The organism is Acidobacteriota bacterium, from assembly GCA_028874215.1.
GTDB lineage: Bacteria > Acidobacteriota > UBA6911 > RPQK01 > JAJDTT01 > JAJDTT01.
The window spans coordinates 123,757-138,214 of record JAPPLF010000007.1 but is presented as its reverse complement, the minus strand read 5'-3'; the positions used below and the strand labels follow the sequence as shown (position 1 = coordinate 138,214).

Below are 14,458 nucleotides of genomic sequence, written 5' to 3'. Positions count from 1 at the left end.
TGTGCCCGAATCGCAACGCAGTCCGCGCCTGTGCAGGGACGGTCGAATGCCGTGATGACTATTGCCAGGTGCTGTCAAGGCAGCTCCGGCGGGTTGACGTCGTAGTCGACGTCGAGCTCTCGCAGGAAGGCCAGGAGGTCGGCCACTTCCTCTTCGGTCAACTCGGCTTCCTTGGCCTCCCGGAGGTTCTCCTCGTCCAGCCACTGGTTCGGCTTGCCGCCGCCCAGCATCACGTCCACGGCTTCTTCCAGGGTGGCCGCGCTCCCGTCGTGGAAGTACGGCGCCGATTCCGCGATGTCAAGCAAGGTGGGTGTCTTGAAGGCGCCCGTGTCCTGCTCGTCTCCGGAGACCTTGGCGCGGCCGATGTCAGGCGACTCGGCGTCCATTCCGATGCCCACGTTGTGATACTGGAGGTCGGTCAGGAGCAGGCCGTCGTGGCAGTTGGTGCACTTGGCCTTTTCGCTGAAAATGGTGTATCCGCGCCGGGCCGCTTCACTCAGAGCCGACTCGTCTCCTTCCCGGAAACGGACCCAGGGAGAGCCCACGGCGACGATGGTCCGCATGAACGAGGCCACGGCCTGGGCAACGCGGTCCGGATTGGCGTCGCCGCCGAAGATGGCCTGGAACTGCTCCTTGTAGCCGGGGATCTCGTTCAGCTTGGCGCAGACATCGTCCATGCTGGGGGCGCCGTCCTTGCCCGAGGCGCCCATGTTTCCACCGCGCCAGGCGCCCTTCACCTGGGCTTCCAACCCCTTGGTGCGTCCGTCCCAGTAGAGCTCGGAGTGGTATCCGATGTTCCACAGAGTCGGACTGGATCGGGTCAGGGTCTTGTCGAAAGCCCCGATGGCGACGGGCTTGCCGTCGGTCAGGCCGTGTTCCTTCAGGTGGCAGCCGTAGCATGACCGAACGCCGTCTCCGCTGAGCCGGGGGTCGTAGTAGAGCTGTTTCCCCAATTCGATCTTGGCCACCGTCATGGCGTTGTCCTCGGGGATGGCCATGGACTCGTAGCCCGCCAACTCGGGCCACTGCGGGGCCGGTTCCTCTGCGGGGGGCGGCGGGGCCGGGGCGCAGCCCCACAGTCCGGCGAGGAGAGTGATGGTCAGGGCCCAAGAGTACCGGCGACTTGGAGTTACGGATGTGGATCGATGCATTGTCTCCTCCCGTGAGTCTGTAACGGCCAGCATTTCACCTCGCCCCCGGATGCGCCGTGGCCGGGAGGGTCGAATCCCTTACGGCGCTTTACCGAGCGTCTCGCCAAGCTCGTCCTGGAGCTTCTCTCCCTGGTCTCTCAGAAATTGATACAGAATCATGACGTCGGTGCCCATGCAGAAGTGGCGAACGCCCAGATCCAGGTAGTACTTGGCCCGGTCCACGCTCTCGATCTCCGCACGGGGCGGAACCCCTGCTTCCAGGCAGGTGGCGATCACCCTCCGCTCCGTTTCCCGGACGTCGGGCGCATGAAACTCGCCGGGGCGGCCGATGCTCAGAGCGTAGTCGGCGGGACCCCACTGGACCATGTCCACCCCTCCCAGGGCAAGGATCTCGTCGAGAGCATCGACCGCAGTGCGCTTTTCGATCATGAACGCGATCACCACGTCGTCCAACTGCTGAGGGTAATCCGATTGTCCGGAACCATGCACGTAGCTGCTCCGGCGTACGCCGACGCCGTGGTAGCCGCCGGCGTCGGGAGTTTCCGGCTTGACCGCCCGGATGCACTCCCGCACGTCATCCGGATTCCGGCAGTCGGCGAACAGGACACTGTCGAATCCGGCGCCGATGGACCGTTGAGCCAGAAAACGCCGGGGTTCCTGGTCCAGCTTGATCATGGAGGAAAGCCCCAGCAACTCCGCCGCCCGGCACACGTTTTCCAGGGAGAAGAGGTCGAATGGAGCGTACTCCGCAACGAATTCGATGTAGTCGAAGACTCCCGTATGGCCGATGATCTCCACCACCGATGGCCAGGAACTGTGGATGTGGGTCCCGACCGTGGGCCTTCCGGCGTTCAGAGCCTCTCTCAGCTTGTTCCGTTTCATCGCTTAGTTGTCTCCTGTCAGCCGGTTCGCGCTCCTTCCGGCCAGTCTACTACGACCGGACCTCAGCGGTGCACCTCCGGACGAGATTGGACCTGACGCAGGGATGGGATTGGGGTCCCGCGGGGTCAAAAGGAAATTCGAATGGTGGAGAGGGGGGGCAATACGACTGCCGCCTCGGAGCCGGGCGCCGCGAAGTTCGGCCTGCGGCCGCGCGGAGCCTGGAATGGATTCGACTTGGGGCCGGGAGCGCAGGCGGTTGTTTACCGGCTCCCGAAATTCTTCGAATGACCTCCTGCCGATCCCGGGGGACCTCGGACAACGGGCGGTCCGGGAAGCCGGGATCGACCCTCGAACAGACCGGGGAAGCATTCAGTGTGCGGCGCTGGATGGATCCTCCAGTGCCTCGCCGAAATCCTCTTCCTCCCTTTCCTTCACCTCTTCGATGGTGATGGCCGTGTCCAGCGGCGCGTCCGTGTCGGTAATCCGATTGTCGTCGGTGCAGAGTTCCGGGTCGTTCATGTCGATCCACTCGTCGTACTCTTCCGGCACCTCGGATTCGGGGTAGATGGCGTTGACCGGGCACAACGAGACGCAGGCGTCGCAGTCGATACACTCGTCGGGATTGATGATCAGCATGTGCGGATCTTCGATCTCGTAAAAGCAGTCGACAGGACAGTCGGCGACACAGTCGGTGTAACGGTTGTCAACACATCGTTCGGTCACAATGTAGGTCATTCTCGTGCTCCTTCTGCTGGACCCGTTGAGGGCGCCACTATAGCAAGGAAGACTGATATCAGGCAATGAGGTCCGCGGCCGGCAGGTCATGCCTCAATACGTGCACGAGTGTTGATCTCGGACAGGTTCTGTTCCATCATGGCGCCCCGGCGAGAACCAGGAATCGAAACGGTTCGAAAAGTGCGCCGCCGGCCGGAACCGCAACCGGCTGGGAGTTCGAGTGGGCGATGGGTGTGGCCATGAAGCGATGGGTGTGGATTGGTGTTCTGCTGATGGGAGTCGGCGCCGTCTGGTCGCAGGGTCCGGCCGGCGGCGCCCATGACTCCGGCCTGCTGATCATGGCTCACGGCGGCGACGAGCAGTGGAACCGGGCCGTCAAGGAAGCCGTGGCGCCGCTGGAGAAGGTCTGTCCGGTGGTGGTGGCCTATGGAATGGCGCAACGGGAGCCCTTGCGGCAGGGCATCCTGCAGCTCGAAGAGCAAGGGGTGCGGAAGATCGCCGTAGTCCGGCTCTTCATGGACGGCAGGTCCTTTCTGTCGCAGACCGAGTACCTGCTGGGCGTGAGTGACCAGCCGCCTCCCTTTTTCCTGCACCATGATCATCATCACCACAAGATGACCCGCGATGCGGTCCGGCTGTTGAGAGGATCGGAGATTCCGCCTCCCCTCGAGCTGGAGTCCCAAGTTATCTTGAGCGCTGCGGGCCTGCTGGACTCCCGTCTGGCCGGGGATGTGCTGTTGGACCGGGTCCGGGCATTGAGCGAATCTCCGGCGGCCGAATCGGTGCTTGTCATCGGGCACGGTGTCGGGTCCGATGCCCGTGACCGGTACTGGAAGGACCGGATGCAGATCCTGACCCAGGGACTGAAGGCGCTGGGCAAGTTTCGGGAGATTCGGGTCGAGACCCTGAGAGAAGACTGGGAAGACAAGCGCAAGGTGGCCGAGGAGCGGATCCGGGGTTTCGTGTCGAAACAGAGCCGGCAGGGAAGGGTATTGGTCGTCCCGTTCCGGGTATTCGGATTCGGACCCTACGATGAGGTTTTGGAGGGATTGGACTACAGCGCCGACAGAATGGGGCTGCTCCCTCATCCGAACGTCACCCAGTGGCTGCGGGAGCAGGCTCAAGACTGCTTTTCGCGGGCGGGATGGGACAGTCCGTTTCCTTCGATTCACTCCGCCAACTTCTGTTGTTCCGATTCCGCCGCGGCCCGGGCGGCCTCTTCCTTCCGGTAACCGCCATGGCCGCGACGATTCTGAGCGTGTTGGTGGTGGTGGGGATCCTGGTCGGGTGCGCGCTTCTGACTCAACTGTTCGCCCGCGTCATGTACCGGCGCTGCCCGGAGTGCGGCATTCTCAACGCCCGGCGCCGTTGGCAATGCCGCCAATGCGGCGTGCCGCTGGTCGACAAGCAAAATGAGTGACGCCCAATGACGGAGGATACAGGCGGTGATCGCCGACTGCTCGCCGGCGCTACGGTGCTGTCTCCTGCCACAGCTTTAGACTGCGTACGATAGCGTCTTCCAGCCAGGTAGAGAACCGGGCCGCAGCCTCATCCGGACGTTCCTTGTAGTTGATCAGGAAGACGCTGTCCGTCACGGCCGTGACCGGCCCGATTTCCGAATCGACCTGTTCCGGAGGGCAGTACACGTGGATCGTGCCGTCCGGCCGCAACGGATTGTTGGGCAGGCGCTTGCAGGCGCCGCGAATGAGCGGAACCGATGTCTTTCTGCCCAGGAAGTCGATGCCATCCACGGTTGCCTGATGCCGAGTCATCAGGGCGTGCAGCTCCTTGATGTGTAGCTTGTGGACAGTGGGCGGGTGCCCTTCACGAATTCGAATACGCCATCGACTGCTGCCTCGTGATCTCTGATCATCGCCGCAATGGCGCCAGGATTGGCCCCGCTTTCGTGCGGAATCAATGCCGCGTGGATCCCACGTTCGATGAGCAATTGGGTGATGACGCGGTCGAGCGTGTAAAGGCGCTCGATCAACCCGGTCTCGATGGCCCATTCGCGCTTCAATCGTGCTTCGAACCGGCGGTATGAATCCTGACTGCCCAGCCGCTCGAATTGCTCGCGCCAGACTTGGGCCAATGCACCGAGTTCGGCTGTAGCCAGATCCGCGTGGGATTCATAGTCTTCTATCGGCTTCCAACGATGGTGCATGTCGTGACTCACACGTTTGCTCAAAGGGGAAATTGCGGAACTTTTTGCCCCACCCATGGTCCGGCTAGAGGACATCCTCAAGGTTTTTTTCCGGTTTTCTCAGCACGTACGATCTGGCTGGCCGGTCTGACCGGCCGGTGGACAGCCGTCGGGAACGGCTGCTAGAATGCGCGCTTCAAATCTGACGTCCCCATCGTCTAGCCTGGCCTAGGACACCGCCCTTTCAAGGCGGCAACACGGGTTCAAATCCCGTTGGGGACGTCTCCGATTCTCCTGCATTCGTGGCCGGTTCGCTCTCATATCCAGGGTGGTTCTGCTACACTCCGTCTGTCTGTCGGGTGCGCCCGTAGCTCAGCTGGATAGAGCGTCGGCCTCCGGAGCCGAAGGCCACAGGTTCGAATCCTGTCGGGCGTACCATAAAGTTTCCTGGGCTTTCCAAATCTCAAGCTCCAAATCTCAGGTTGGAAAGTGGGTCCATCGCCGGTTCCCTCTCTGGGCATTGCTCCATTGAAGTTCGGCGGCTGGAATCCGCCGCTCCATGACGATTAGCGATTCGTCGCTCCATTCAAGTCCAACTCCCGCCAGAGGTGGCATCGGACCTGGTGCCCGGGGGCGATTTGCTCCAACTCCGGCAGGTCGTTGCCGCATCGATCCCGGGCGTGGACGCAGCGGGGATGGAAGGGGCATCCGGAGGGTGGGTTCCGGGGGCTGGGAACTTCGCCGCTCAGTTTGATTCTGGGCCGGTTCCGGACCCGGGGATCGGGCCGGGGGATCGCATCGAGAAGGGCCGCCGTATACGGGTGTCCGGGACTCGTGAAGAGAGTCCCGGTGGGGGCCGTCTCCATGATCCTCCCCAGGTACATGACGGCGACCCGGTCGCTGACGTGACGGACCACCATCAGGTTGTGAGTGAGGAGCAGCGTGCCGATGCGGTACCGGTTTTGCAGTTCCAACATCAGGTTGAGGATCTGGGCCTGGACGGAGACGTCCAGGGCCGAGACCGGTTCGTCCGCCACCACCAGCCGGGGCCGGGTGGCCAGAGTTCGGGCGATGCCGATCCGCTGCCTCTCCCCTCCGCTGAAGGCGTGGGGGTAGCGCCGGGCCGCCTCGGGCCGCAGCCCCACCTGCAACAACAGCTCGCGGACCCGTTCCCGGCGGCCCGCCCGGGTGGGGACCCCCAGCTCCCCGGCGTGAATGCGCAATGGTTCGCCGATGATCTGCTGAACCGTCATCCTGGGATTCAGGGAGGAGTAGGGGTCCTGGAAGACCATCTGCAGTTGCCGCCGCAAGGGTTTGAGCCGGCGGCGGGGCAGCTTCAGCAGATCGACGACTTGATCCTCTTCGGTTCGGAACCGGGCCGATCCGGCGGTCGCCTCGTATCCCCGGAGGAGAGTCCGGGCCAGCGTGGTCTTGCCGCAGCCGGACTCTCCCACCAGCGACAGCGATTCCCCCTCGCTCAGTTCGAAACTGACATCCGTGACGGCCTGAACCGTGCCGCTCTTCCGCTGGAAAGGGCCGGAACGGACCGGGAAGTGCTTGGTCAGGTTCCTGACGTCGAGGAGGGTCCCGGGTCTCAATCTCTACTCTCCTTTTCGATCGGGACGAAGTGTCCGTTTTCGGGACGAAGTGTCCGTTTTCGGACGGTCCTGCCGCGTTTGGGACGGCTTTTCCGGCTCACGGAGCAAGCACAACACCTCTTGGTCCGGGCTCACCATCACCGGTTGCGGTTCCCTCCGATTGCAGGTCCCGTCCAGGAATTCCGGGCAGCGAGGGTGGAACGAACACCCGGCGGGCCGCCGGAAGGCGGGCGGCACGGCGCCGGAGATGCCGGGAAGCGCCTGCTTCGCGGCGGCGCCCAGACCGGGCATGGAGTTCAGGAGGGCGCGGGTATAAGGATGTCCGGGCGAGTGGAAGATGCTATCGACGGGCGCTCTCTCCACCCCTTTTCCCAAGTACATCACAAGGACCTCGTCGGCCATCTCCGCAATCACCCCAAGGTCGTGGGTGATGAGAACGATGGCCATCCCTCTCTTCTTCTGGAGATCCCGCAGCAAGTCCAGGATCTGGGCCTGCGTGGTCACATCCAGGGCCGTGGTGGGTTCGTCGGCGATGAGGACCCGGGGTTCGCCCGCCAGCGCTTGGGCGATCAGGGCTCGCTGGCGCAGTCCGCCGCTGAGCTGGAAGGGATACAGCTTCGTCCCCTCCTCGGGATCGGGCATGCCCACCGAGCGCAGGATCTCCACCGCCTGTTCCCGGGACCGCCGCCGGTCCACGCGGTGGTGCAGCCGAATGGTCTCCGAGATCTGCTGGCCGATGGTGTGCACCGGACTCAGCGAGGTCATGGGTTCCTGGAAGATGAGAGCGATCTCCCCGCCCCGGATCGATCGGATCCGGCGTCCCCTGGGGTGCAATCTTGCCAGATCCGCGGGACGACCCCCCTCGGCCGGACGGAGCAGGATTCGGCCTTCCACGATGCGTCCCGGATGGTCCACGATGCCCAGGATGGACAGGGCCGTGACGCTCTTGCCGCAGCCGCTTTCCCCCACGATGCCCAACACCTGCCCGGGGGCCAGGTCGAATCCGACGCCGTCCACAGCACGGACGACCCCTTCCCGGGTAAAGAAGTGGGTCTTCAGGTCCTTGACCGAGAGGATCCAGTCCTCAGACATGGGCGTCACGTTCTCCTCGCGTAGGGATCCGCGGCGTCACGCAGGCCGTCGCCCGCGAAGTTGAAGGCCAGAATGGCTGCGACGACGGGAACTGCGGGAGCCAGCAGCCAGGGTCTCAGCGCCAGGACCTGCACCTGTTGGGCTCCCTGAAGCAGAATTCCCCAACTGATGGCCGGCGGACGCAGTCCCAGCCCCAGGAAGCTCAGCGAGGTTTCGGCGATGATCATGGCCGGAAGGGCCAGGGTGGCGGTGGCGATGACGTGGCTGGTGATGGCGGGCACCAGGTGGCGCCCGATGATGGAGGCGCGGCCGGCGCCCATCAGTTCGGCGGCCAGGACATAGTCTTCCCGGCGCAGCACCAGGAACCGGCCGCGAACTTCCCGGCCCAGGCGCGTCCATCCGATGAGGGACAGGATCACGGTCAGGATGAAATAGACTCGAAGCACGCCCCAATCCCGGGGCATGGCGGCGGCCAGTCCCAGCCACAGGGGAATGGTTGGGATGGAGAGCAGGATCTCGATGATTCGCTGAATGACCGTGTCGACCGTTCCTCCGTAGAACCCGGAGATCCCCCCCAGCACGACTCCCAGAACCAGGCTCAGGACGACCCCCACCAGGCCGATGGTCAGGGAGGTCCGGGTGCCGTGGACCAGGCGGGAGTAGAGATCGCGTCCCAGTCCGTCCGTGCCCAGTATCGAGAGGGCGTGGGCGTCACCTTCCACGCCCATGAGGTGCAGACCGGTGGGAAACAGTCCCAGAAACTCGTACTCGTAACCTCTGACCAGAAGCCGGACTGGATACCTCCGTTCCGGATCGGTGCGGTGGACCCTTCGAAAAATGCGGTGGTCCCACTCCCCGGACACCGCGTGGACATGGGGGTTGAATCCGCCTTCGTCCCGGAGGTGGATGGGCTGGGGAGGACGGTAGGCCCGGCCGGCGTCGATTCGGTTCGGATCGGCGGTGGCCAGGAAGTCGGCCAGGAGGACCACCAGGTACAGGAATCCCAGGAAGATCAGGGCGACCACGCCCAGCTTGTGGCGGCGGAACCGTCTCCAGGTCAGTTGCCAGGCGGACGCGGTTTCGAGTTGGGCCCCGAATTCCTCCGGCTCCCGATTCATGACCTCCCCCGGAACCGGATCCTGGGGTCGATCCAGAGCAGGAGCAAATCGGAGATCAGGGTTCCCGCCACGGTGAGGGCGCCCAGCAGGAGCACCAGGGTGCCGGCCAGATAGAGGTCCTGGTCCATGAGAGCCGACAGCAGGACCGGCGCCACGGTGGGAAGGCTCATGACCATGGAGACGATGATGCTGCCCGACACCAGGTAGGGAAGCAGGTAGCCGGCCGTGCTGACGAACGGATTCAGGGCCACGCGCAGGGGATATCTGAGGAGGAGCCGGATCTCGGAGAGTCCCTTGGCCCTGGCCGTGAGCACGTACGGCTTGGAGAGTTCATCCAGCAAATTGGCCCGCAGGATCCGAATCATGTAGGCCGTGCCCCCCATACCCAGGACCAGGGCCGGCAGCGGCAGATGTTTGACCAGGTCCCAGAGCTTGGCCGCGTCCCAGGGAGCGTCCACGTATCGGGCCGAGAGCAGCCCGCCCACGTCCGCATCGAACCAGGCGAATCCCAGGTACATGACCAGGAGGCCGAGCAGGAAGTTGGGCACCCCGACGCCGGCGAAGCAGAGGAGGGTGAACAGGTAGTCTCCCGCCGAGTATTGGCGGATGGCCGAGTAGACTCCCACCGGCAGAGCCACCGCCCAGGTGAACAGGATGGCGGCCAGCGACACGGCCATGGTGAGCCAGAGACGATCGGAGATGATCTCCGAGACCGGCTGTCCCCGAATCCAGGAGACGCCCAGATCGCCCCGGAGCAACCGCCCCATCCAGATCAGATAGCGCTGCGCCGCCGGTTGGTCCAAGCCGTAGCGGACCCTCAGAACCTGGACCTCATCCGGGGGCAGGGGAATCCCCTGGGAGGCCCGGCGATCCACGTAGGCCGTGACGAAATCCCCCGGCGGGAGCTCGATGAGTACGAATGAGATGATGCTGATGGCCCAGATCGTCAGGGCCGCCTGGAGCAGGCGGTGGCGCAGATAGGCAGCCATATCGGTCATCTGGTGCCGGCCTGCCGGAGGGCGGCGCCGGACGGGGTTTGCAGACGATCCGGATGAGACGCGTTGACCGCTCCCGGACGCAATACTACTCCTTCCAATACAGGGTCTCCAGGCGGCCCGTGGACGGGTAGCGGCAATCGTCCCGGGTACAGAGCCGGGCCGGGACGTTGCCCAGCCGCCGGTGGACGAGGCGCACCCTGCCGGGCCCCCCGCCAACGGTGCTCATCATCCACTGCTCACGAATGGCGGTCCCCCAGATCTCCCGTCCGATCCGGGTCCTTTCCACGTCAGGTTGGGTTCGGCCGAACCGATAGAGATCCTGGGCCCGGAGAATCTGCGGGTCGGCGGGTCGTTTCCCCAGTCGTCCGTTGCTGGAAAACCAGAGGCCGAAAAGGGGGCCGATGGGGGAAATCCGGTCGACGGGAAGGACATACATGGGCTGGCTCCCCCAGACGGACTGGGTGGGATTGGTCCAACAGGTGATCTGGGTGCGGTTGGCCCGCATCTCCTCCCACCAGAGGGTCCGTCCCAGGATGGGAACGTCCACGGCGATGCCCAGTTCTTCGAGCTGCTGTTCCAACATCTGGAACTTGGGGATCACCAGGCGATCGGAGGGCGCCGGAATCCGGATTCGCAATCGGCCGCGGCCGTCGCTTCGCATCCGGTATCCTTCGCTGTCCCGTTCCTCCAGTCCCAGGCCGTCCAGCATGGCATTGGCCCGGTGCGGGTCGTAGGCGGACCAGAGGGTCAGGTAGCTCTCGCCCGGGTGTTCGGGATGCGCCGAGTTGGGCCCGGCCGCGCCGGGGCGGGCCAAGGAGAAGTAGAAGGCGTCACTGAACTGGGATCGGCGGAGACCCAGTGAGAGCGCGCGCCGGAAGTCGGCGTTCCGCAGCAACCTGGAGATCTCGGGATCTCCCTCCCACCCCAGGTTGAAGTAGCAGCCGAAGAGCATCCTCGAGGGGGAGGGGTCGAGATGGATGTTGTAGTTTTCCTCCCCGGCATGCTCCAGAAAGACGGGCAGATTCTGAAGGTCCAGATCCCGGTACTGAAAATCATACTCGCCGGCGATGGCCCGCAGGTTGACGACCTCGCGGTCCGTGGCCTTGGTCAGGACCCAGCGATCGATATAGGGAAGCTGGTTGCCTTCCGTGTCCACCTCCCAGAAATAAGGGTTCCGTTCCAGGACCCACGCGGAACTGTCCCGCGCCTGCACGGTCCTCCAGGGCATCAGGACGGGCAGTTCGGCGTTCAGGGCGTAGTTGTTCCGGAGCTTCATCAGCCCGACCCAGTCCTCCTGCTGTGATTCCCGCACCTTGCGACGGAGATCCTCCGGGGACACGTAGCTGGGATGGAACTGCTTGAGATAGTGCGCCGGCGCGTAGGGCCCCCAGAGAAACTCTCCGAAGACGCCTCCCCCGAACCGGCTGAAGGCGGAGGCCACGATCTCCAGGAGCCGGTGATACGGGTCGTCGTATCGGAAGAGCACCGTGTGCGGATCCAGGACCCGGAAGCGCATCTGCTTGCCGTTGACCACCAGGTCCGGATCGGGGAAGGGAAACACGTCGGGGTGGGCGTTGAGATCTTCCCAGTAGAAGCGCACGTCCTCCGCGGTGAAGGGATGGCCGTCGGACCAGCGCATGCCTCGCCGGAGGTGAATTCGGAGGCGGCGGCCATCCTCGCTCTGGCGCCAGTCCTCGGCCACGCTGGGGACGATTCGGGTCCCGGACGCGTCGTAGAAGAGGAACTTCTCCATGCCCATGATCCGGTTCATCTCTTCGTTGAGACCCTTGGCGATCATTCCGGATTGCACGGTTCCTCCGTACCGGCCGATGGCCTCGATGGGCTGGAGCACCAGCGGATTCTCCGGCAGCCGTTCCTCGACCGGCGGCAGCTTGCCCTGGGCCACCAGGCGGGCCAGCATCGGGGCCTCCCGGAAACGGCGGGGCCGGCGTTCCGGGTCCAGGACGATCGCGGCCCCCTGCGGGGTTTCGTCGGAGATCAGATAGGGCGAGGACCCGGGTATTTCCGAGTCGAGAGCCGGCTGGCAGCAGAGGGCGCCCAAGGCCGCGAGGAAAGGGAGGAATGTCGACCTTCGGCTGGACATTTCATCGGCAATCGTCGATGGTCTGGCAGAATGGCAGAGCCGGGGAGATGCCGCAAGCGGACTCGTCCCGGGCGCCGGGAGGATCCAACCATGTCGCAACCAAGCTTGTTCGCCCAGGACGACGTTTATTCCCGCTCCATACCCCGCCAGGCGGGGCCGCGGGGGGCTCATCCGGCCGCAACCTACGATTTCGGCGTGGCCTATCCCGATCCCGGCTCCCTGCCGCTGGCGGAGTTGGCGGAAGGCCTTCGAGTGGGCCTCGAAGAGGAAGGGAGAGATCTCGCCAAATACCCCCATCCTTCGGGATATCCGCCCTTGCGGGAGTACGTCGCCGAGAAGCTGGCGCGGGACCGGGGTCTTTCGGTTTCGGCGCAGGACATCATCCTCGGGGACGGTTCCAGCCAGCCCAATCACATGATCATCGAAGCGCTGATGAACCCGGGCGAGGTGGTCCTGACCGAAGAGTTCACCTATCCGGGGACTCTGGGTATTCTGAGGCGATTCGGGGCCGATATCCGCGGGGTGGCCTGCGACCAGGAAGGATTCCTGCCCGATGCGCTGGAGAGAGCGATCCGAAGCGCTTGCAGCGAAGGGAAGCGGGTCAAGCTCATCTACACGATTCCGACTTTCCAGAATCCCCTGGGATGGGTCATGAGCCTGGAGCGCCGGCAGCACCTGTTGGAGACGGCCCAACGGCACGGGATCGCGATCCTGGAAGACGATTGCTACGTGGACCTTCGTTTTGAGGGGGAGCCGGTGCCGGCGATCGCCTCCCTCGATACCGATGGGGTGGTGGTGTACGTCGGTTCCTTCTCCAAGATCATCGGACCGGGCGTGCGCCTCGGTTACCTGGCCGGACCTTCTCCGCTCCTGGACCGGATCTCGGCCATCAAGAGTGGCGGGGGGGTGAGCCAGTTGGGGGCGCTGGCCATCCATCGTTATGCCGTGACCCACCTGGAGGAGCACATCCGGTCCGCCAACGGAATCCTCAGCCGCAAGCGGGACGCCATGCTGGCGGGCTTGGCGGAGGGATTCGGGGAGCGATCGGATATCGAAGCCTCCTGGAGCCGTCCCCGGGGCGGCCTGTTCATCTGGCTGACTTTGGCTCCTGCGGTCGACATGCAGGCGATTGCCGACCGGGCCCTGCGCGAGGGTATTATCATCTTTCCCGGCATACGCCTGTCGCCCGGGGGAAATTCGGGTCACAACTGCGCCAGGCTCTGTTTCGGGTACGATCCTCCCCGGGTCATTCAGGAGGGAATGCGGCTGCTGGCCGGAATCTGCCGACGGGAAACCGTCGCGTCGGTGTAGGTGCCCGGATCAGCGGCGCCGCGGTGGTCATGAAGCGCTCGATCCGTTCCAGACAACTGCGGCAAAGGGTCGGCCCGATCAGCTACGAGGAAGTCGCTGGGACCGAAGAAAGCGACGATTAACACCTGTCATCTTGGGTTTGTGAAGAGATCCAGGAGTTCGGACCTTGTTCAGTCTCCAGATCACGGACAGCACACCGCTCGACCGTGTGGAGATGCTGGTTCTTCCTCTTACTCATCCGGCTCTCTAGCCTCGGGGTGGGCAGCCTCCCACCGGTGCTCCTTCCACCGGTTGCGAGACTGGGCGCCATATCGCCGGTCGTAGTGATCCCGGTGCTGGCGGAAGCGCCTCAGACGCTCCTCTTCGCGCTCCTCTTCGTCTATCGCCGCCTCGTTTTGTTCATGGACCCATCGGTACACGGCCCAGAAGATGATCGGTAGGATGGCGCCGGCGAGGTATCGCCAATGGAACGTCCCGTTCACAAGGGACCAGCCCACGTAGATCCACAATGGGATCAGGACGATCCACACGCCCAGCCTGAGCAGGTATTTGAGGAACATCATTCGCCGGGGGTACGGACCCGCTAACCTATTGATCTGAGGAGACGAAACAAACGATGTGCCGGCCTCGACGGCAGGCAGGGAATGTCGCACCCGTGCAGACTAACTTTCGCTCCCGATGGTGACAGTCCGATACGTATAGACTGGAGACTTCGCAACTCTCTCCGGTCTGAGCGCTCCGTGTATCCGGAGACCCTCTGATAACGGGATGGCAGCCGTTGTCATCTTCTTTCGAAAAACGAAAACATCCTCCTATCGTGTTCTCTGACAGGCATTTGCCCATCCGTTGACTAGATCCTCCACCTGGAAGACTCTTTCTGCGCTACCGGCCGGAAAGGGGTGAAATCAATGGGAGCCGGTCCGGGGCCACAAAGAATCCCGCCAGCTTCACATGGACGCCCGGAATTCGCGACAAGAAATCTTGCATGAGGTGTGCCGAAGTTTGGTTTCGAGACGCGGCTTGACGCCGCTAAAGATCTACGCTGGCGGATACTTCGATGTGCTGCATCGGAAACTGCCATTTGAATAGCCTCTGCCGCCGTGGGTCGCCCTTACGAATCTCAGAAGCCTGAACCATAGCATTGTATAGATGTCCCCGATTAGAAACATAGCGACTAAGTGAATAAAAAATGAAAATTATCTCTTATCCGCTTCTTATCCGCTGAAAATACTGTGAATATTTGTCCGAAGACGTCATTAATGAATCTCGTAGAGTCCGATTCGTCTCAATACCGGCACGTTGATCGAGCCAATGCATGAAGATACC

Annotated in this window: 14 protein-coding genes and 2 tRNA genes; 5 read left to right on the top strand and 11 right to left on the bottom strand. The window is 63.5% G+C overall.

All coding sequences use genetic code 11. From position 1 onward, the window contains the following. Positions 1 to 74: 74 nt before the first annotated feature. From OXT71_01925 to OXT71_01915, 3 genes are all read right to left on the bottom strand, one after another. Positions 75 to 1,151 carry a c-type cytochrome gene (locus OXT71_01925; protein MDE2925138.1) on the bottom strand — a complete coding sequence of 359 codons (1,077 nt, stop codon included), beginning with the start codon at positions 1,149 to 1,151 and terminating at the stop codon, positions 75 to 77. 78 nt (positions 1,152 to 1,229) lie between these two features. Next, positions 1,230 to 2,033 carry an aldolase/citrate lyase family protein gene (locus OXT71_01920; protein MDE2925137.1) on the bottom strand — a complete coding sequence of 268 codons (804 nt, stop codon included), beginning with the start codon at positions 2,031 to 2,033 and terminating at the stop codon, positions 1,230 to 1,232. A gap of 369 nt (positions 2,034 to 2,402) precedes the next feature. After that, entirely contained in the window at positions 2,403 to 2,768 is a 366-nt protein-coding gene (locus tag OXT71_01915; protein ID MDE2925136.1) for a ferredoxin family protein, read from the bottom strand. A gap of 239 nt (positions 2,769 to 3,007) precedes the next feature. Here OXT71_01915 and OXT71_01910 point away from each other — a divergent pair, with 239 nt between their 5' ends. Together OXT71_01910 and OXT71_01905 are read left to right on the top strand one after the other, a co-directional pair. Further along, the gene (locus OXT71_01910; protein ID MDE2925135.1) at positions 3,008 to 4,000 is read left to right on the top strand and encodes a hypothetical protein; all 993 of its coding nucleotides are present in this window, start codon (positions 3,008 to 3,010) and stop codon (positions 3,998 to 4,000) included. Between the two features lie 5 nt (positions 4,001 to 4,005). Next, positions 4,006 to 4,188 (top strand): hypothetical protein, encoded by a 183-nt coding sequence (locus OXT71_01905; protein ID MDE2925134.1) that lies wholly within the window; start codon positions 4,006 to 4,008, stop codon positions 4,186 to 4,188. Positions 4,189 to 4,237: 49 nt separating this feature from the next. On the opposite strand, the gene OXT71_01900 is transcribed toward OXT71_01905, so the two are convergent. Together OXT71_01900 and OXT71_01895 are read right to left on the bottom strand one after the other, a co-directional pair. Further along, a complete protein-coding gene (locus tag OXT71_01900; protein MDE2925133.1) occupies positions 4,238 to 4,540 on the bottom strand; it encodes a hypothetical protein in 303 nt (100 codons plus the stop codon). Then, entirely contained in the window at positions 4,540 to 4,932 is a 393-nt protein-coding gene (locus OXT71_01895; protein MDE2925132.1) for a hypothetical protein, read from the bottom strand. The genes OXT71_01900 and OXT71_01895 overlap by 1 nt, the downstream gene beginning before the upstream one ends. Positions 4,933 to 5,118: 186 nt before the next feature. Here OXT71_01895 and OXT71_01890 point away from each other — a divergent pair. Together OXT71_01890 and OXT71_01885 are read left to right on the top strand one after the other, a co-directional pair. After that, positions 5,119 to 5,193: transfer RNA gene (locus tag OXT71_01890), tRNA-Glu, on the top strand. Positions 5,194 to 5,272: 79 nt separating this feature from the next. Then, a tRNA-Arg gene (locus tag OXT71_01885) sits at positions 5,273 to 5,349 on the top strand. 128 nt (positions 5,350 to 5,477) lie between these two features. Here OXT71_01885 and OXT71_01880 read toward each other — a convergent pair. The 5 genes from OXT71_01880 to OXT71_01860 all read right to left on the bottom strand — a co-directional run bounded on the left by OXT71_01880 (position 5,478) and on the right by OXT71_01860 (position 11,821). Further along, the gene (locus OXT71_01880) at positions 5,478 to 6,509 is read right to left on the bottom strand and encodes an ATP-binding cassette domain-containing protein (protein MDE2925131.1); all 1,032 of its coding nucleotides are present in this window, start codon (positions 6,507 to 6,509) and stop codon (positions 5,478 to 5,480) included. A 3-nt stretch (positions 6,510 to 6,512) separates the two neighbouring features. Then, positions 6,513 to 7,601: an ABC transporter ATP-binding protein gene (locus OXT71_01875; GenBank protein MDE2925130.1), complete on the bottom strand. Its 1,089-nt coding sequence runs from the start codon at positions 7,599 to 7,601 to the stop codon at positions 6,513 to 6,515. A gap of 5 nt (positions 7,602 to 7,606) precedes the next feature. Next, positions 7,607 to 8,719, bottom strand: a complete 1,113-nt coding sequence (locus tag OXT71_01870) for an ABC transporter permease (protein MDE2925129.1) — start codon at positions 8,717 to 8,719, stop codon at positions 7,607 to 7,609. After that, positions 8,716 to 9,708 carry an ABC transporter permease gene (locus tag OXT71_01865; GenBank protein MDE2925128.1) on the bottom strand — a complete coding sequence of 331 codons (993 nt, stop codon included), beginning with the start codon at positions 9,706 to 9,708 and terminating at the stop codon, positions 8,716 to 8,718. The genes OXT71_01870 and OXT71_01865 overlap by 4 nt, the downstream gene beginning before the upstream one ends. A 94-nt stretch (positions 9,709 to 9,802) precedes the next feature. Next, positions 9,803 to 11,821, bottom strand: coding sequence for an ABC transporter substrate-binding protein (locus OXT71_01860; protein ID MDE2925127.1), 2,019 nt, complete (start codon positions 11,819 to 11,821; stop codon positions 9,803 to 9,805). 90 nt (positions 11,822 to 11,911) lie between these two features. Between OXT71_01860 and OXT71_01855 the strand changes: the two genes are divergently transcribed. Next, positions 11,912 to 13,132 (top strand): PLP-dependent aminotransferase family protein, encoded by a 1,221-nt coding sequence (locus tag OXT71_01855; protein ID MDE2925126.1) that lies wholly within the window; start codon positions 11,912 to 11,914, stop codon positions 13,130 to 13,132. Between the two features lie 230 nt (positions 13,133 to 13,362). Here the strand turns inward: OXT71_01855 and OXT71_01850 are convergent, their stop codons facing one another. Continuing rightward, the gene (locus tag OXT71_01850; GenBank protein MDE2925125.1) at positions 13,363 to 13,695 is read right to left on the bottom strand and encodes a hypothetical protein; all 333 of its coding nucleotides are present in this window, start codon (positions 13,693 to 13,695) and stop codon (positions 13,363 to 13,365) included. Positions 13,696 to 14,458: the final 763 nt, after the last annotated feature.